At 27.5% G+C, this 19,202-nt stretch carries 13 protein-coding genes and 1 pseudogene; 2 read left to right on the top strand and 12 right to left on the bottom strand.

Annotated elements, in window-relative coordinates:
* Positions 1-64: 64 nt before the first annotated feature.
* From MKD34_RS09760 to MKD34_RS09745, 4 genes are all read right to left on the bottom strand, one after another.
* The gene (locus MKD34_RS09760) at positions 65-2,602 is read right to left on the bottom strand and encodes a flavocytochrome c (protein ID WP_240221187.1); all 2,538 of its coding nucleotides are present in this window, start codon (positions 2,600-2,602) and stop codon (positions 65-67) included.
* The gene (locus MKD34_RS09755) at positions 2,599-3,582 is read right to left on the bottom strand and encodes a YhdH/YhfP family quinone oxidoreductase (protein WP_240221185.1); all 984 of its coding nucleotides are present in this window, start codon (positions 3,580-3,582) and stop codon (positions 2,599-2,601) included. Before MKD34_RS09755 ends, MKD34_RS09760 begins: the two co-directional genes overlap by 4 nt.
* 185 nt (positions 3,583-3,767) lie before the next feature.
* Positions 3,768-8,129: an autotransporter outer membrane beta-barrel domain-containing protein gene (locus tag MKD34_RS09750; RefSeq protein ID WP_240221182.1), complete on the bottom strand. Its 4,362-nt coding sequence runs from the start codon at positions 8,127-8,129 to the stop codon at positions 3,768-3,770.
* Between the two features lie 22 nt (positions 8,130-8,151).
* Positions 8,152-8,664 carry a hypothetical protein gene (locus MKD34_RS09745; RefSeq protein ID WP_240221180.1) on the bottom strand — a complete coding sequence of 171 codons (513 nt, stop codon included), beginning with the start codon at positions 8,662-8,664 and terminating at the stop codon, positions 8,152-8,154.
* 209 nt (positions 8,665-8,873) lie between these two features.
* On the opposite strand from MKD34_RS09745, the gene MKD34_RS09740 reads away from it, so the two are divergent.
* The gene (locus MKD34_RS09740) at positions 8,874-9,122 is read left to right on the top strand and encodes a MarR family transcriptional regulator (protein WP_240221178.1); all 249 of its coding nucleotides are present in this window, start codon (positions 8,874-8,876) and stop codon (positions 9,120-9,122) included.
* 32 nt (positions 9,123-9,154) lie between these two features.
* Here the strand turns inward: MKD34_RS09740 and MKD34_RS09735 are convergent, their stop codons facing one another.
* From MKD34_RS09735 to MKD34_RS09705, 7 genes and pseudogenes are all read right to left on the bottom strand, one after another.
* Positions 9,155-9,322, bottom strand: coding sequence for a hypothetical protein (locus MKD34_RS09735; RefSeq protein WP_240221176.1), 168 nt, complete (start codon positions 9,320-9,322; stop codon positions 9,155-9,157).
* Between the two features lie 259 nt (positions 9,323-9,581).
* The gene (locus MKD34_RS09730; protein ID WP_240221161.1) at positions 9,582-9,755 is read right to left on the bottom strand and encodes a hypothetical protein; all 174 of its coding nucleotides are present in this window, start codon (positions 9,753-9,755) and stop codon (positions 9,582-9,584) included.
* Positions 9,756-10,174: 419 nt separating this feature from the next.
* The gene (locus tag MKD34_RS09725; protein WP_240221159.1) at positions 10,175-13,192 is read right to left on the bottom strand and encodes an efflux RND transporter permease subunit; all 3,018 of its coding nucleotides are present in this window, start codon (positions 13,190-13,192) and stop codon (positions 10,175-10,177) included.
* A 9-nt stretch (positions 13,193-13,201) separates the two neighbouring features.
* Positions 13,202-14,263, bottom strand: a complete 1,062-nt coding sequence (locus MKD34_RS09720; protein WP_240221157.1) for an efflux RND transporter periplasmic adaptor subunit — start codon at positions 14,261-14,263, stop codon at positions 13,202-13,204.
* Positions 14,264-14,293: 30 nt separating this feature from the next.
* Positions 14,294-15,580, bottom strand: coding sequence for a TolC family protein (locus tag MKD34_RS09715; RefSeq protein ID WP_240221155.1), 1,287 nt, complete (start codon positions 15,578-15,580; stop codon positions 14,294-14,296).
* 116 nt (positions 15,581-15,696) lie between these two features.
* Positions 15,697-16,296: a protein adenylyltransferase Fic gene (gene fic, locus MKD34_RS09710; RefSeq protein ID WP_240221617.1), complete on the bottom strand. Its 600-nt coding sequence runs from the start codon at positions 16,294-16,296 to the stop codon at positions 15,697-15,699.
* Positions 16,297-16,364: 68 nt separating this feature from the next.
* Positions 16,365-17,221, bottom strand: a pseudogene (locus MKD34_RS09705) (AAA family ATPase).
* Between the two features lie 45 nt (positions 17,222-17,266).
* Here MKD34_RS09705 and MKD34_RS09700 point away from each other — a divergent pair.
* Complete coding sequence (locus MKD34_RS09700; protein WP_240221153.1) at positions 17,267-17,473, top strand: helix-turn-helix domain-containing protein; 207 nt, start codon at positions 17,267-17,269, stop codon at positions 17,471-17,473.
* 44 nt (positions 17,474-17,517) lie between these two features.
* Here MKD34_RS09700 and MKD34_RS09695 read toward each other — a convergent pair whose 3' ends face one another.
* Positions 17,518-19,122: an AAA family ATPase gene (locus MKD34_RS09695; protein WP_240221151.1), complete on the bottom strand. Its 1,605-nt coding sequence runs from the start codon at positions 19,120-19,122 to the stop codon at positions 17,518-17,520.
* Positions 19,123-19,202 lie beyond the last annotated feature (80 nt).

The following is a 19,202-nucleotide window of genomic DNA, read 5'->3' as shown; positions in this document are numbered from 1 at the left end:
CAACAGTTTTAAATTTTTTCAAACAAAAAAAGTTATAGAGCTACCTATAACTTTTTTAAAACTCTTAATTTTCTTTAAATATATTTTCTCCTGCTCTTTTTCCAAAAACAATTATCTCAGTTATGGCATTACCACCTAATCTATTTGTACCATGAAGACCTCCGACAATCTCTCCTGCTGCAAATAATCCTTCAATAACTTCTCCATTTTTATTGAGAACTTGGTTTTCTTTATTAATTCGAACGCCACCCATTGTATGATGTACTGCTGGAGCAACTTTTTGAATATAATAAGGTCCTTCTGAAATTGAAACTAAACTTCCTCTTCTATTAAAATCTAAATCTTTTTTGTTTTTGACAAAATCATTATATCTTTCAATTGTACTTAAAAGCTTTTCTTCATCAACACCCATAAATTTAGCAGCATCTTCTAAAGTTTCTGAAACAACAATTAAATTGGAATTTTTCAATCTCTCAACTTCCTCTTTATTTTTACTAACATAGTTAGTTATCTTTTCAATCTCTTGTCCCCAAACTAAATAACCTACTCCATTTTCCTGTTTCAATATAGCTTCTGACACAGTATCTCTTCTTTCAAGCTCCTCTACAAATCTCTCTCCACATTTATTAACTAGTATAGCTCCATCAAATCGACTTCCTCCAACATGAGAAAGTTCTCCTGTTTCAGGATTAGAAATAGGAAAAGTTTGAATATACTCCATTTGAATAAAATCTGCTCCAACCTTTTCACACATTAAGTGCCCATCTCCAGTTATCCCACTTATATTTGTAGTTTTATATCTTTCATCTAAACTTGGATTATATTTTTTTCTTAATTCAATATTTCCACTAAAACCACCAGTAGTTAAAATAACTCCTTTTTTACTCATAAACTTAACATTTTTCTCTTCAATAGTTGCTAAAACTCCAATCACTCTTGAATCTCCATCGATTATTAACTCTTTAGAACGTACTCCAGTTCTAATATCAACTCCCAACGAAACTGCTTTTGCTCTTAATTTTGCAATTAATTCAATTGCATATTTACCAGAAAACACTGCTGCTCTTGGTACTGTATGCCCACCAAAATGAATAAGTTCATTTTTAAAAGAAACTTTAATCTCATCCTTTAGCCATCTATATGTTGGTAGAGCTTCATTTACAAAAATATCCAGAAGTTCCAATGAGTTTTCATTATCTCCACCTAAGAGAATATCTTTTTTATAAAGTTCAACTGAATCTTGAATATCTTTTTCTATTTGTGCATCATTTCCAGGAATGTTTATTCCTCCCATAGAAATAAGTGTATTCCCACCAATTGATGACATTTTTTCTAATAAAACTACTTTTGCACCTTTAGAAGCTGCCGAAATAGCTGCTGATAATCCAGCCCCTCCAGCTCCCACAATGACAACGTCAAAATTTTCAACAGGTTTAATTATTTTTTTACTAGCTCCATCTCCTATTTTAACTAAGTTTTCAGCTTCTAACATTTGGATTTCAAGTTTGTCTAAACTTTCACCACCTTGAATTAAAGCATTTTTTATAGCTTCTCTAATTCCTCTTGAACTCATAGAACATCCTGAAACATTAGGAACTAAAATACTATTGCTTTCTAAAACTAATCTAGGTATATGAACAAAGGCTGGATCAGAAATTATTTTAGTTTCATTATGAGAAAGAATTTCTATATTTTTTATAGAGCTATCATTGATTTCAACCTCTACAGAAATATCCCCTCCATATCCTTTTCCTATACCTATAAATTTTCCATTTTTCATTTTTGTCTCCTCATTAAATATAACTGTCTTTATTGGAATTTGAATCTCTGTTATATATTCGTTTTTATTTTGAGATAAAAATGAGTTTATAATATCAATTTCATAAATAAATGGTTCAATACTAATTTTATTTAAAGATATGTAGTCTAAAATCTTTTTTAGTGCACTCTCTTTGTTTCCATATCGATACCTTATTGTTATATATTCATTTCTTTCAATTTTTTCTATACTTTTTAAATAATTTTCATTTTTAAAAAGTAAAAACTCACTTATTTTTTCTATAGTATAATCTCTCAAGTTTGAAAATCTAAATTTTTTTCCCAAATGAGCGCTTCCACATTCAACAGAAGCTTCAATAATTTTATAAATATCAAAGATTGAGTTATTTAAATCTTTATTAGTGATAACATCTAAGTTATATAAAAACTTTTTAGGTAAACACTTTAAAATAATTTTATCCACTTCCAAATAGGAAAATTCATCTAAAAGATTTTCAAGTCTCTTCTTACTATTTTTTAAATTTTCTATCTGAATATCTATATCTTCAATTTTCTTTTTGTATATATCAAAAAAACTATTTATCTCTCTAGTTTCACCTTGGTCAAATCTTTTTTTTATCTCTTCTAAAGAGAATCCATTGTCTTTAAGAGTTATTATATTTTGAAGTTTTAAAATTTGATATTCACTATAATATCTATAACCGTTATTTGGATCAACATAATCTGGTTTCAAAATATTATTTTCATCATAGTATCTCAACGTTTTATTAGAAAGTCCTGTTATCTTTGATATTTCACCTATTAAATACAGATCTTTTTTCATAACTTAACAATAACTCTCCCTTTATTTTCCCCTTTTAAAATTAATTCAATTTTTTCATTTAACTCTTCTAATGTTACTTCTGTAGAAAGTTTTTCTAAATCATCTATCTTCCACTCTATAGATAACTTATTCCATAGAAGCTCTCTTTCAGAAGAACTTATTTGAACAGAGTCCACTCCATAAAGAGTCACTCCTCTTATTATAAACGGATAAACAGATGATTCAAAAGAAGCTCCTGCAACATTTCCACAAGTTGTAACCACACCGTTATATTTCAAAGATTTTATAGCTGTAGAAAGAATATTTCCACCAACAGTATCAATAGCTCCTGCGTAAACTCCTTTTAATATAGGTCTTGATGTGTCATTTACTTCATCTCTTCCTATAACTCTCTTAGCACCAATATTTAATAGAAACTCTTTTTCCTCAAGTTTACCCGTAACTCCAACAACATCATATCCTAATTTACTTAAGATTTTAACTGCAACTGATCCAACCCCACCAGTAGCTCCAGTCACTAAAATCTCTCCATCTTCTGGTTTAACCTCTCCTTTAATAACTAATTTATAAACTGAAATAGCTGCAGTTAAACCAGCTGTTCCATAAATCATGCTCTCTTTTAATGACATATTTTTAGGAAGAGGTACAACCCACTCAGAAGGAACTTTTACATATTCTTGATAACCACCTGAAGTGTTCATTCCAAAATCATATCCTGTGATAATAACTTCTGTTCCAGGTTTTAAATTTGGATTTTTACTTTCTACAACTGTACCTGCACCATCAATTCCAGGAGTATGAGGATAAACTTTTGTAACACCTTTATTTCCACTTGCTGATAATGCATCTTTATAGTTTAGTGAACTATACTCAATTTTAATTAAAGTATCATAATCAGGTAGTTCATCAATATTTTTTTCTACAATACTTCTGTTATATTTTCCATCTTCTTCTGTAACTAAAAATGCTTTAAATTTCATAATAGCCTCCATAAATATTTATTTATAATAACATTATAAACTATGTCCTAAGGTTAATGTCAATTTTCTATATATATTTATCTTATTTTTTAAATTAAATTGTCATTCCTAATTTTCTCATAAAAGATGGATTTAATATCTAATTTCTAAGAATTATAAGTATTGTTATTAATATGTCATTTTAACTAAAATTTATATCCAACTCCTACAGTTACATTTATATTTCTATTATAATCTTTAGCAAACTCTAAACCTACTCCTGCTGTATAGATCATTCCATTTATTTGTTCTAACTCTAGGTTATAACTAACTTTTCCAGTTGTTTTAGGAAGTTCTACTCCTTGAATATCAAACTTCTTCCCATCTTGTTCTTTTCCTAATATATAACCACTTAACTCTTTTGATTTATCTCCAATTGTCTTTATTACTCCTAAAGATAAAATATTTTTTAATTTTCCATTATTTAAATATAAACTCTTAACAAAATCTACTCCAACTTCTATATCAGCTGTATTACTATTTACTGCATCTGTTTTCATTGATATTTGTCCAGGTGTATATCCTTCATTTGTTTTATCTTGATCTATATAAAAATAACTTAATCTTACTTTTGGTTCTACCGTCCAATCTTGCTCTGCATTATAAACATATTTAGCCTCTACAAAAGCATTTAATGAATTAATATCATATTTATCTCCTGTTGAGAATGAATCATATCTGTTTGATACTTTTCTCTCTGCATCAGCTGATGTATATTGATATCCAATCCCACTCATAAATTTAAAATTACTAATATCTGTTTTAGTAAATGTTCCTAAATATAATGAATTTCCTTTTATTTTACTTGAACCTTTAAAGTTAATATCTTGGTTATTTCCACCTAAAACAACTCCAACAGATGTTTTATCACTTAAACCATATTCAAAACTTGCTAATCCTCCAACTATATTTGTTGTTGTCTTATAGTTTCTATGGCTAGTATCAAAACCATAATAATTTTTTCCTGAATCACTACTATCATTTTTAACTCCAGTATAAATAGATTTACCTTGAACTATCATCTCATCTTTTTTAGGTTTTATTGTTAGATATGACAGATTATCTTCAAATAATTTCAAACTATCTCTTGATGATTTCAAAGTATAAGCATAAGGATTATTTGCGTATATTTGATCTAAAATTGTTAGTAATTCACTTAAAGATTCATTATATGTTTTACCTTCTATTAAAGTTGTTTGAGATAATTCTCCAACTTCTCCCGCTATCACTATTGACTCATATACTTTATTCAATTTTCTATATAAAACTTTATCTATATTCAAAGTTGGTTCTTCTGGAGATTTTACAACGCTTATTTCATATGCTTTATTTGTTATTCTATCTACTGCATACATTTTTCCATTTTTATTTTCTATCTCTACACCTGAAGCTATTAGTTCATCTAACTTACTTGTTGAAATATCATATTTTCCTGCCACTACCCATGGTTTTACTGCTACTTCATACGCTGTATTATTTTTACTATCTACAACATACTCTTTATCTTTATATGTTTTTATTTCTCCTGCAGCTTTTAGACTATCATACTCTTTTTGTGTTAGCTCCTTAAATGGCTTTTCTGTCCAGTTTGTTATTTCATATGCTTTATTTGTTGTTCTATCTACTGCATACATTTTTCCATTTTTATTTTCTATCTCTACACCTGAAGCTATTAATTCATCCAACTTACTTGTTGAAATATCATATTTTCCTGCCACTACCCATGGTTTTACTACTACTTCATACGCTGTATTGTTTTTACTATCCACAACATACTCTTTATCTTTATATATTTTTATTTCTCCTGCAGCTTTTAGACTATCATACTCTTTTTGTGTTAGTTCTTTAAATGGCTTTTCTGTCCAGTTTGTTATTTCATATGCTTTATTTGTTGTTCTATCTACTGCATACATTTTTCCATTTTTATTTTCTATCTCTACACCTGAAGCTATTAATTCATCCAACTTACTTGTTGAAATATCATATTTTCCCGCCACTACCCATGGTTTTACTGCTACTTCATACGCTGTATTATTTTTACTATCCACAACATACTCTCTATCTTTATATATTTTTATTTCTCCTGCAGCTTTTAGACTATCGTACTCTTTTTGTGTTAGCTCCTTAAATGGCTTTTCTGTCCAGTTTGTTATTTCATATGCTTTATTTGTTGTTCTATCTACTGCATACATTTTTCCATTTTTATTTTCTATCTCTACACCTGAAGCTATTAGTTCATCCAACTTACTTGTTGAAATGTCGTATTTTCCTGCCACTACCCATGGTTTTACTGCTACTTCATACGCTGTGTTATTTTTATTATTAACTACATATGTTTTACCCTCAAATTCTACAATTTTTCCATCTTTTTTTAAAATATCAAACTCTTTTTGATATACTTCTTGCGATTGATTAATTGTCCATATTTTTATAGTATGATAAATTGCATTTTCATAGTCTAATCCTATATAGTGTCCATCTTTTAATAAAGCCTCATTATTAGATAGTAAATTATTTAAATCTTCTTGAGTAATATTCCAAGTATTCCCACTTTTCCATAAAAGTGAATCTAAATTTTTTTTAGTTGTTATAAAAACATCTCCATCTTTTAACTGAGCATCCAAAACTAATGAGTTAGTTTTTAAACGATCTGATTCTCTCCACCATTTATTATTTATATCTGGCTTTAGGGAAAGTTTTCCCATTGAAATAGTTACATTTTCTCCTAACCCATTTAATCCTATTATTAAATCTCCTCCAGTACTAGATAAAGTACCTTCATTTTCATATAGCGCATGCCCTATTATTTTTCCATTCAAAGTTTTTGTTGGATCAATTCTTAGTGTTAAATCTCCAGTTTCTAAAACTATATCCTTTGCTCCTGTTATTTTAGAAGTTTCAAATAATACAACACTTCCATTAGTTAGTATATTTTCAAAGTTATTAATTTTTTGAAATATATTTAATTTAGTATTCGTAACTTTTTTTTCTCCTAAATTTAAATTATCTTCTCCTAGTCCTCCATCTAAACTACCATTTAGTTGCACAGTATTTGAAACTACTAAATTATCATTTCCATTCTCCAATTCTAAGTTTCCATTAACTATTGAATCTCCTAATAATTTTAAAGAGTTTTCACCATCACTTCCTTTAACAACTGCGACATTATTTTTTACTCCTCCACCATTTATAATGATATTAGATCCAACAAAATTTGTATTATCCTCTAAAAATAAAGCTGTATTATATCCATTGATTATAGTATTATAAAGTGTACTATCATTATCAACTACTAAAGATCCCTTTAAAGTTCCAGCACCATTTATAATAATATTATCATTTATTTTTAGTTGTGAAGCTAATGTAAAACTATCATTTCCTGAAAGGGTACCATTTACAATCTCTTTACCATCTACATTTCCACCATTTCCAACTTCTATTTTATTAATTCCTCCATTAGAATCTAAAAATATTTTAAGACCATTATTCGTAAAATTAACTCCATCACTTGGTGTTTTACCAGCTAATATTCCATTATTTAAATAAATATTAGATGGATTAAGTTGAGAAGTAAATATACCTGTTTCATTCCCTTTAATAAGACCATTATTTATTATAGTTTTAATAGCATCTTGAATATTTTGATATGGAGTAGAGTTGCTTATAAACAATCCCTTTCCACTCCCTTCATCAGCATATCCAGAAATAACTCCATTATTTAAAAATTTTTCTATAAAAACTGCATTTGCATTTTCTTTACTTCCATCCATATAAAACCCTACGGTACTTCCTACACCCTCAACAACAGAACTAATTAATCCCGAGTTATTAATGTTCTCAATATTACTAATTCCACTTAAAGTTTTCTTAGATAAATTTAATTGAACTCCTCGATAACTCATAAAATCTTTTCTACCAATTACAAATGTTGAAATAGTTCCTTTATTAATAAACTCCTTTAAATCACCAGATGTTTTTTTTAAATTTTTACTTCCTGAAAATGAAATTCCTCCTTGCACTCCGTGTATAAAACCTGTATTAACAATACTATTTAGTTTCGAATCAACTACTTCATCTAAACTTACACGCAAAGCTGTTGATGCTGTATAATTTCCAATATTAGTATCTATAACTCCATTATTTACAATATTTCCATTATTTTTTAATAGAATAGAATTATATCTTCCAAAAACAGTTCCTAAATTTAAGAAATTTTTCATACCTTTGCTTAAATTAAATTGACTATTATAAATAATTCCATTATTCATAATCTCCCCACCATCTACACTACTATTAAAAGTTGAAGAATCTATTAATCCGTTATTTATGAGTTTTGAGGTCGTTTCAGTAAAATTTATTACTTCGTTTAAATGGCCATCATTAATATAGCTGTCAGCTATATCTATTGCATAAGTTATACTTCCTGTTATTAAAAAAACTACGATTAAAGATTGACTAATTTTGATCTTTTTTTTTAATTGGTGTTTTAGTACATTAATTTCTTTCACTGTTCCATTCTCCTTTTAACTTTTATAAATTTTTATTCAAAATCACTCTTTTTTTTGACTTTATAGATGTCAAGGGGCGTTGAAGATCTTGAGCCAATTCAATATTTTTTTTATATATATTTTTTTGTAAATATTCAATCTCTTCATTTGTCCAAGGTTTAACACCTACTAATTTTAATTTTGTGATTTTTTCATGTACTTGATACGGACTTTTTTTCAAATATTTTGCAATTTCTTCAACAGAAACTTTTGTATAATTTGTTTTTAAAAAACTAATCTCTTCATCTGTCCAATTGGATACTGATAATCTTTGCTTAGATTTTTTAAACTTTAATTCCCCATAAAGCCTGATAAACTTTTCATAAATTTCTTCTGAAATATTTCTAAAAATAATAACTTTCTCATTTTCAAAATTTATGTACAAATCGTCATTTATCTTATGAAAACTTTTTGGCAAACTACTTATAAAAATATTTAAAATATATAGCTCCTTCTCATTAGAAAGTTTTAATAATTTTATAAATTTTTTAATCATTAACATCCCCTTTATGTTAAAATTGTTATTCTAATAAAAATATCATGTACATGTCTCTTTCATGTCTCTAATTCAATTTATATATTTTATTAAATTTATTTAATAATCCGCAATTTTTTATTAAAAATTGCAGATTTAAATTCAGTGGTGCTATATTAGAGTAATTACAAGAAACTTTAACATCTAACTAAAATAGGAGAATTATTCAGATGAAAACAATGGAGAAAATATTATTTAAAATAAATCAAAATCCTGGAATAACAATATCCGAATTGTCTTTTCTTTTAAATTTAACAAAATCAACTCTATCAATGCACCTAAAAAAATTAGAACTTAATAATTTTATAAAAAAATATCCATTTCACAATAATTTAAAAATTTTTAAAATTCATCCAACAAATCAAGGAAAAAAACTATATTTAAACAAAAAATTAGAGCTTTTAGAAAAAATAAAATAAAAAAAACCACTGAAAAAATCAATGGTTTTTTATTACTTTTTATTTATTTTTAAATTCTCATCTTTTATATAAATTATTTCATCATCAGTCCACTTTTTGATAAGTTTATTATCTAATTGTGAGTTTTTCCCTAATATTGTTACATTATTATTTTTACAAATCACTGTAATTTCATCTCGCATTTTAATAGTATACTTCATAATTCTTTCCCCCTCAGTTAAAATAACAAATCAACACTAAAAAATTATATTATTTATAATTTTATATTAAAAAATAATACCTGTCAAACGATTTGAAAAATTAGTGTTTTTTTTGTATATTATTAATGCAATGTCTAATATCGAACACAACAATAAAACACTTCCATAGTTTAATAAAAAAGCATTCTTTTAATTTAATAAAAGAATGCTTTCTATATTCAATTATTTATTTACTCTATTAACTCTCAGAGCATTAAATTTATTTTTGTAACTCTCTTTTTATCATTATTTCTAATAATTTTGAATAATCAAACTCATAAGTTTTGCAAATTTCTTTTCCTAAATATTCATATAACGAAAGAAGTTCTTTTACATCTGTTCCATCAATTTCAGTTACGATCTCTTCATCGTTCAATATAATACTTAATTTCATTTCATTCCCCCTAGCTTATTAAATTAACTATTACAAATAATCTACTAAATTAAATATTAAATTATTTTTTTATTTCTAATAAATTATATATTATTTTTTATTTTTTTTCAATCATAATTGCTAAAGGAACTATTCCCTATCATAAACTACAATCTATCGCCTCTAACACTAACAAGTTTCTAACTAACTACTAAAATATTATTCTAAAAAGGATATGTATAACTTCTTCTCCTGGATACAACTTTTACTGGTTTTTTAAATATGATATAAATATGGAAAATCTTTCTAATGAAATATCAAAAGTTGTAGCAGATGTACAAATTAGTGGCGGGTCTAAATTACAAAAAATATTTTAACTTCTAAAAATTAAAGGGTATATTTGTAATAAAAACTACAAATATACCCTATTTATCTATATACTATCTCTTTGAAATTTTATTTTTTACAACCTCGTAAATGTAAAACAATATAGGAATTAAAATTAATGTCAATAGCGTTGAAAATATAAGTCCGAAAATAACTGCTATAGCCATTCCTTTATACATCTCACTACCTTGCCCAATTCCTAAAGATAACGGAATCATTCCAAATACCGTTGTCATTGTTGTCATAAAAATTGGTCTTAGTCTTGTTCTTCCAGCCTCTAATATGGCTTCTTTTAAAGGAATCTCTCTTTCTAAAAGAATCTTTATGTAATCAATTAAAACTATTGCGTTGTTTACAACTATTCCTGCTAGCATAATGATTCCAACAAAAACCATCGTATTTGTTTTTTGCCCAGTTAATAAAAGTCCGCTATAAACTCCTATAACTGAAAGAGGAACTGTTCCCATAACAATAACTGGTAAAATATATGATTCAAATTGTGCTGCAAGTATAAAGTAAACTAAAAACATCGCCACTACAAAGGCAGCCTTTAGTTGTTCGTTCACTTCAGCCATATTTCTTCCACTTCCACCAAAAGAATATGTTATTGTTTTAGGTAACCCAACCTCATCTAAAATCTCTTTTATATATTTTTGACCTGTCACTAAATCTAACCCATTTGTAGTATTAGCATCAATTGTCACCATTGTGATTTTATCCTCTTTATCTATTCCGTAAGCTCCCTCTCCAATTTCAAAAGTGGCTATATCTTTAAGTTTTACAACTCCTCCATCTTTTGATTTTATTCTTAACTCTTGAATCTTTTCAGGAGAGTTTCTAAACTCTTCAGCAAGTCTTAAACTTACATCTACCTCTTCATTTGCTGTCTTTATCTTTATTGGCGCTCCACCTAATATTTGATAACTCACCGAAAGCGTTAAATCGTTAACCTTAACTCCATAATACTCCATTTTTTTTCTATCTAAAATTATTCTCACTTCTGGATTTCCATTAACCATAGAGTTATTTATATCTGTAAAACCTGGATTTGCTGCCATTTTTTCTGAAATCACTTTAGAAACATAACTTAATTGATTCAAATCATCAGATTTTAAAATTAGAGATACATCTCTTCCTGTTCCTCTTCCAAAAGCCATTCTAGGAACTAAATTTAACTTTACATCTGGAATATGTGATATCTTTTTTCTTGTTTCGTTCATAATCTCTTGAACTTTTTTATCTCTATCACTTTTAGGACCAATGTCTACCATAACAGAAACTGCTTCTTTACTAACTGAAGATATGAACTTTTTCGTTTGAGGATCTTTTCCAACAATCCCTTCTAACTCTTTTGTAATTCTATTTGATTTTTCAATCTCCATACCACTTGGAAGTTCAGCTATAATAGTATAAACACCATCATCAGTTGTTGGCATAAACTCTCCACCAATTTTCTTAGATCCATACCCAACAACAACTATGAATAAAACAACCATAGCTCCTAAAACTATTCCTTTATATTTTAGTGATAACACTAAAACTTTAGAGTAATACTTCTTTATAGTTTTTAAAATCTTTCCCTCTTCATGAACTGTGTTTTTAGATTTTAAAATTCTACTACATATCATAGGAACAAATGTTATTGCTATTATTAAAGAGGCTAATAAAGAGAATGTGATTGAAAAAGCCATATCTTTATACATCTCTTTTGCTCTTCCCTCTCTTATAACTATTGGGATAAATACTGCTATAGTCGTTGCTGTTGAAGCTATTATTGGGATGATAACTTCTGAAGCTCCGTTTTCAGATGCTTCCATCCTATCTTGACCTAGCTCTGTTAAATGTCTAAAGATATTATCTAAAACAACTATAGAGTTATCAACTAGCATTCCCACTCCTAAAGATAATCCCATTAACGATATTATATTTAGGGTCATTCCTTTTGCTCCAAAGAATCCAAATGTTGCAATTATAGAAACTGGTATAGCTACTGTTACAACTAAAGTTGCTCTCCAGTCTCTTAAGAAAATAAACAGTATTATTCCAGCTAGCACAAGTCCTGTAACAGCATTACTTTTTACTGTATTTATAGATGTTGTTATATCTACTGCAGAATCTCTATTTATAGTAAAAGAAGCTCCCTTAGGTAAAAGAGGTTCCATCTTTTTTAATTCCTCTTTTGCTATTTTAGAAATTTCAACAGTGTTTCCAACATCACTTTTCTCTATATTTATTATTATGTTATCAATTCCATCAGTTCTACCATAACTGTCTCTATCTTTTATACTTAACTCTACGTTAGCAACATCTGTTAAATATAGTGTTTGACCGTTGGCATTTTCTAAAATAATCTCTTTTATATCCTCTAAAGTCTTAGCTTCTCCTGAAACTTTTACTAAGTACTCTTTATCTCCCTCTCTTATATATCCAGATGGGAAGTTTAAACTTGAACTTTTTAAAGTACTATATAAATCTGTTACTGTAAGATTATATGCCTCTAATTTCTCCGGATCAATATTTATACTTATTTCCTTTTCTAAACCACCAAAAACACTTACAGTTCCGACACCTTCTATTCTTTCCAACCTTGGTATAACAACATTATCTGCAAAACTTTTTAGATTTATTAGATCTTCACCTCGTAATCCAATAAGCATTACTCTGTCTCCAGAAGATGAAGTTTTTCTTATAACAGGTTCGTCTATATCGTCAGGTAGATTATTTCTTATTCTACTAACTGCCGTCACTAAATCGTTTACTTTATTATCTATAATAACACCATATTCAAACTCAACTGTTAATGCTGATTTTCCCATGGTAGATTTTGTTGTTATTCTTTTAATTCCTTCTACACTTGTTAATCCTTTTTCTACTTCTTTTGTAACTAGCTTCTCCATATCATCTGGAGAGGCCCCTTTCCAACTCACTCTAATTGCAGCCATTGGCATATTATAATTTGGCATAAGTTGTGTTTTTAAATTAACTAACGTTAATATTCCCAGTATAACCATTGATATTATTATCATCATAGTAACAACAGGACGCTTTATTGAAAACTGTACTATATTCATCTGTTCCCCCTATTCTATAATATTAACTTTATCTCTATCTTCTAATAAAAATTGTCCCTCTGTTACAAGCTTCATATTCGAATAAAGTTCATCACTTATTATCTCTTGCTTGTCTCCGTTAGAATATCCTCTTTCAATCTTTATTCTTCTAGCTTCATCATTTTCTACAACAAAGATATATGAGTATAACTCCTTTATGACAATAGCATTTTTAGGAACTAAATATCCATTTTGTTTACCAGTTTCAACTAAAACCTTAGAGTACATTCCTTTTTTTATTTTTCCTTCTAAATTTTCAATCTCTACTTTTATCTGATATTTTTTATTATCTTTATTAGCTACGGGATTTATTTCATACACACTACCAAAATAGTTATTTTCAATTCCTTCTAAATCTATCTCTGCTTTATTTCCAACAGATAGTTGACTTATCTCATGAACAGAAACTCCTGTTTTTACAAGAATTTTACTAATATCTACAACTGTTACTAAATCAGTATTTGCAGCTATTTTTTCATATAGTTTCAGATTTAAATCTGTAATAACTCCATCTAATTTAGATTTCACAACTAAGTCTTCAAAATCTTTTTTAGCTGATAAATACGTCGCTTCTGAACTTTTCAAATCACTTTCACCTTGCAAATACCCAGTCTTCTTAGCTAGGTATTCATCCTCTGATATAAGGTTTTTATCGTAAAGTTGTTTAAACTTTTCATAGTTTTTTCTTTTTATTTCAAAGTCTGCTTTATTAGAAACATATGTTGCTTGAGCTTTTAAATAAGCTGATTGCACTTCTTGATCCTCTAAGACTAATATAATTTGACCTTTTTTTACTTTATCACCATTTTTAAAGTTTATTTCTTTAACTGTTCCACCTGTTTTAGTTACAACTTTAACCTCATTTAAAGGTTCCGTCACTCCACTTGATATATTTAGTCTTGTTATTAACTCTGGTTTTACTTCAGATATTTTAATATTTTTTCCTAGCTTTTCTTTTGAGTTTTGTTTTGCACTACCATTACCACATCCAATTAGTATTAATGATATTAATATTCCTAGTAATTTTTTCACTATTTCTCCCTCCAATTATTGTTTTCTATACTATATAAGCGACGATCTATATGTTTCAAATGCTACATAATAATCTAATACTGCTGAGTTATAATCTACAGTTGCCTGTCTATATTGACTTTCAGATAATAAGAAATCTACAGTTGAAATAAGCCCCGCATTGTATCTTTCTGTATCTATATTAAAGTTTTCTGTTGCTGCTTCTAAAGCTTTACTTCTAGAGTTTTTCAGTTGTTGTAAACGTATCAACTCTCTATAATTTTTTGTAACAGACAGTTTTATACTATCTGATGTTAGCTCTTTATTTAAAGATTCTATACTCTCATTGTTCTTAGCAACATTATATTCATCAATTCCACTTCCAAATGAAAATACATCCCATTTCACAGAAACTCCACCTCTCCACTCGGCATTATCGAAACTATTTTCAAAGTTATGACTCTCTTTTGAAGTTCCATATGTTGCAAATGCATCAACTTGTGGTAATAAACTCGATCTTGCAACCATCTTTTCAGCTTGAGCATAATCCACTTTATTCACCGCCAATTTAGCAGATAAACTATTTGTTAGTGCTTCGTCTAAATCTTTTCCAAAATCAATTCCTGAAGTTAGATTTTCTGGTACTTGGAAATCTTTTAAAGTAATATCTTCGTTATTTGGAATCATTAACTTTAATTTTAAATCCTTTTTAGCTATTTCTAAATTTGTTTTAGTTCCAGTTATTTGAGCCTCTAAATCTAAAATAGAGTACTCAGTTTTCAATAGATCAGCTTTTGTAACTAACTTTAAATTTAATTGCTCATTTTGTTTATCATATCTAGCTTGCAACTCTTTTCTAGAGCTTTCTAAAACTGTTAAGTTTTTTTCAAAATTTATTATACTTGAATATAAAGATATGATATCTAGTCTCACATCTCTTTTTTCAGCCCAAAAGTATAAATCAGCTATATTTTTAGATGCTTTAGCACCTAAAACACCACCTGTTATAGCTCCACCTCTAAATAGTGGTTGATAAAGTCCAACACTTTGTGAGTAACCACTTTTTTCTCCTCTACCTATTGTTCCATCTGAATCTAATATATCTATCATACTACGTGTAGTATGTTCCGCTCTTTGAAATTGACCGTTATAAGTAACCTTTGGCAAAGCTGTTTTAAAAGCTCTTTTTACATTTAACTCTGCATTCTCTTTAGAAAGTTCAGATGTTTTAATAGTTTTTCCATTTTCTAAAGCTAAGTCAATTGCACTTTCTAGTGTTAACTCCCTTGAAAATGCTACTGTTGAAAACAAAACTACTAAACCTAATAACTTTTTCATTTACTCCTCCTGAATCTATATAAATTTTTTATACTATTTTACTTTAGCTTTGTGTATTTTTTGTGTATTAAAAAAAGTTGCAGATTTTTTTCTGCAACTTTTTTATTTACTCTAATTTATAACTCTTCTGTAGTAAATTCACTGTAACCTTCGTAGTAGTAACTGATATCTATTCCTTTCATGAATAGATTACGGTCATTAATTTCAGTAGTCAATGCTGCTTTTAAAAGGTATTTAATTTCAATATCTTTAATAACACTTCTTTCCATAGCTGATAAATATTCATCCTTATCAACAAGATTCCAATCAATTACTTGCTTGATATTTTGTTTTAATATCAAATCAAGCCATATACGAGTTGCTCTTCCATTTCCTTCACGAAAAGGATGAGCAATATTCATTTCAACATATTTCTCAACAATCTCTTCAAATGTTGTTTCAGGCATAGTGTCTATATATTTTAACGAGTGTTCAAGATACATTAAAGGTGCAAAACGAAAATTTCCTTTAGCTATATTAACTGTTCTTAACTTTCCTGCAAAATCATATATATCTTCAAATAAATATTTGTGAATATACTGAAGTCCCTCAAAAGTTCCTATTTGCACTGCTTTAATATCTCCAGAGTCAAAAAGTTGTTTAGCTTTTTGTTTACTAATCTTCTCCTCTACTTTTGAAAGTTCTATCTGATTTTTAATATTTAATTTCACCTCAATCTTTTATTCTTTTTTCATATCTATTTTTCTTATATTATACCATACCTTTAAAATCCATTTCTATTTTTTCAGATTCTACAGGTGAAGAGTTCCTCACGAAATATTTTCAATAGATCTTTTTTAGTTTTTTCATTTGTTACAATAAACTCTCTAAAACTAAATCCATGTAGATCTAATTCCAACTCTTTTTTTATTAAATTTTTTAAAAGTTTTTCAAGACCAGTGTCATACATATCTCCAACTTGAGGAATTAAACAGTATCTAAATATCTCTAATGGATTATACACTATCTCTCCTGAAATAACATATCCTGAATAATATTTTTTAATCTCTTCTAAATTGTCTGTTAAATCATACTCTTTCAAAATTTCGTTCAACTCTTTTTCTGAAATTCCAAAATATTTTAAGTTTTTATCAAAAATTGTAGATGCAGCTAAGTTATTAACTTCATCCATTATAATCCTTGTTGTTCCTGTAATAACTGCAAATTTACATGGGCTATCCTTTAATCCACTTCCATACAAACTCATTAAAAAACTTTTTATATCTCCTAAAGATTCCTTTCCAAATGCATCTAACATTGGAGCATCATATTCATCTATTAAAATAACAGCTTTTTCTCCATAATATTTTTCATAGAAATATATATTACTGGATATTTTCCTTGTTCACTCATATTTCGTGATGCTTCTATATTTAATCCTGTAAATAGTTTTTTATTATACTCAGCATCTTTTTTATCTAAAAAATATCTTAATGTACTTAAATTTAGAGTTTTTCCAAATTTTTTAGGTTTTGCTATTAATTCTACAGCCACTCTTTTTTCTAAAATTTCATCTATGAAGTCTGTCTTATCTACATAATAGTAGTTTCTTTCAATTATTTCTTTAAAATCATCTATATTTATTGGAAGTTTTTTCTTCATTATACTCTCTCCTTTTTTATGTTTATAATAACATAAAATTAAAAAATGAATATAAAAATAAAATTTGGAAAACGTTTAAAGGAAATTAGAAACCAAAAAAAAGTAACCCAAGAAAAACTTTCAGAACTTGCTAATATTGATAGAAGTTATATTAGTGATATTGAAAGAGGAGTAAAAAGTGTATCTCTAGAAAAAATAGATCAACTTGCAAAAGCTTTAGATATTAACATTGTTGAACTATTTAAATTTTAAAAAATTGAAAAAAGTTGTAGATTTTCACTCTACAACTTTTTTATTTACTCAACTTCACTTTCAATAGCTACATCTTTGCCACTAAAAGCCATTCCTATCTTTATAACTTTTGATACTCCATTATTTTTCATAGATGTATCATATTTCTTTTCATTTATTTGAGTTAAAGCTTCCTTAGCTTTCTCTTCAATAGAGTTTTTGTCCCCTATTTTAAATTCAAATATTAACCCATAATTTCTTTTATCTTTAGGTTCTAAAGCTATATCATATCTTCCATATCCACTTTCTCTATTAGAAGTTATTATATATTTGTCTCCTAATGTTAAAAGTAAACCTAGCATAAAGTGATGATAGTACTTTTCACTATCCCCTGTATCATGATAACTTATAGCTGAGGCATACATTTTTTTAAATCTATTCACAAATGAAGTTAGATTCCCCAAAAACAGATCTTCCATCATAAGACCATAAAAATGTACATCTCCTTTTGTATACGTTTCTATAAAACTTTGTCTAAAGAAACTTTTAATCTCTTGGTTAGGTATTTTTAATGAATATGATTTAAGTCCAGTTATTGTAGAAATTCTTATATCTTCATATGTTAAATATCCTGAAAATAACATTAAAGACCAAATAGTATTTATATTATCTAAATCATCAAAAATTATATTCTCCGAAATTGTTTCCCATATTGTTTCACCTTTAAATACTAGCTCTAACTCTTCAAATACCTTTTCATCGTTTTTAGTCAATAATTGTTTTATCAAGGTATTATCACTTGTATTTACCCAATAAGGATTTAACTCATTTTTACTAGCAAAATTAATTAATGACCATGGATTATAAACTAACTTATTTCCAAACTTATATCCGTTATACCATTTTTTAACCTCTTCTAATTCATACTCTAATTCATAGTATTTTAACAACTCTTCTACTTCCTCTTCAGTTAAACCAAAATGATTAAAATCTCTATCTAAAATTGTTGATACTGCAAGATTGTTTAGTCCTGAAAATATACTTTCTTTAGCTACTCTTAATATACCTGTAAGTACTGAAAACTCTAAATATGGATTCCCTTTTAATGCTGCACTTAAAAAGTTTCGAAAGAAAAATATTGCCTCATCGTAATATCCTTGTGAGTGTGCTGTAACTAATGGTGTATCGTATTCATCTATTAGTATTATCACTTTCTTCTTATATTTTTCATATAAAAATTTTGATAAATCTAAAATCGCATTTTCTTGATTTTCTCTTTTCTTCTCCAAAGTTAAATTGTATTTATCATATTCATTTTGCAATAAAAGATGCAACTTATTTAAGCAAAGATCCCAATTATTAACTTTTATCTCTTTCAAACTTATATATATTACTGGATACTCTCCCATATATTTCATTTTATCTGTATTTGAAATAGCTAGTCCTTCAAATAACTTTTTATTGTTATCTTTATCATCTATATTAAAAAAATAGTTCAGCATTGACATATTTAAAGTTTTTCCAAATCTTCTTGGTCTTGATAATAGCGTCACTTTTGATTTTTTACTTAATAGTTCATTTATTAATAAAGATTTATCTACAAAATAACAATTACTTTCTATTATCTCTTTAAAATCATCTATTCCCACTGGCAAACTTTTCTTAATCATGCTTTCACCTCACCATATATTTTTCTTATATTATACCATACCTTATATTTTTAAACAAAAAAAGTAGTGCGTTCACACTA

This window comes from Cetobacterium somerae, from assembly GCF_022430525.1.
Classification (GTDB): Bacteria; Fusobacteriota; Fusobacteriia; order Fusobacteriales; family Fusobacteriaceae; genus Cetobacterium_A.
The sequence above is the reverse complement of the archived record's forward strand: the minus strand, read 5'-3'. Positions and strand labels throughout refer to the sequence as shown.

Bases quoted from the DNA above. Each gene is read 5' to 3' on its own strand.
- MKD34_RS09760 (WP_240221187.1), bottom strand. From the start codon at position 2,602: ATGAAAAAAGATCTGTATTTAATAGGTGAAATATCAAAGATAACAGGA.
- MKD34_RS09755 (WP_240221185.1), bottom strand. From the start codon at position 3,582: ATGAAATTTAAAGCATTTTTAGTTACAGAAGAAGATGGAAAATATAAC.
- MKD34_RS09745 (WP_240221180.1), bottom strand. From the start codon at position 8,664: ATGATTAAAAAATTTATAAAATTATTAAAACTTTCTAATGAGAAGGAG.
- MKD34_RS09740 (WP_240221178.1), top strand. From the start codon at position 8,874: ATGAAAACAATGGAGAAAATATTATTTAAAATAAATCAAAATCCTGGA.
- MKD34_RS09735 (WP_240221176.1), bottom strand. From the start codon at position 9,322: ATGAAGTATACTATTAAAATGCGAGATGAAATTACAGTGATTTGTAAA.
- MKD34_RS09730 (WP_240221161.1), bottom strand. From the start codon at position 9,755: ATGAAATTAAGTATTATATTGAACGATGAAGAGATCGTAACTGAAATT.
- MKD34_RS09725 (WP_240221159.1), bottom strand. From the start codon at position 13,192: ATGAATATAGTACAGTTTTCAATAAAGCGTCCTGTTGTTACTATGATG.
- MKD34_RS09715 (WP_240221155.1), bottom strand. From the start codon at position 15,580: ATGAAAAAGTTATTAGGTTTAGTAGTTTTGTTTTCAACAGTAGCATTT.
- MKD34_RS09700 (WP_240221153.1), top strand. From the start codon at position 17,267: ATGAATATAAAAATAAAATTTGGAAAACGTTTAAAGGAAATTAGAAAC.
- MKD34_RS09695 (WP_240221151.1), bottom strand. From the start codon at position 19,122: ATGATTAAGAAAAGTTTGCCAGTGGGAATAGATGATTTTAAAGAGATA.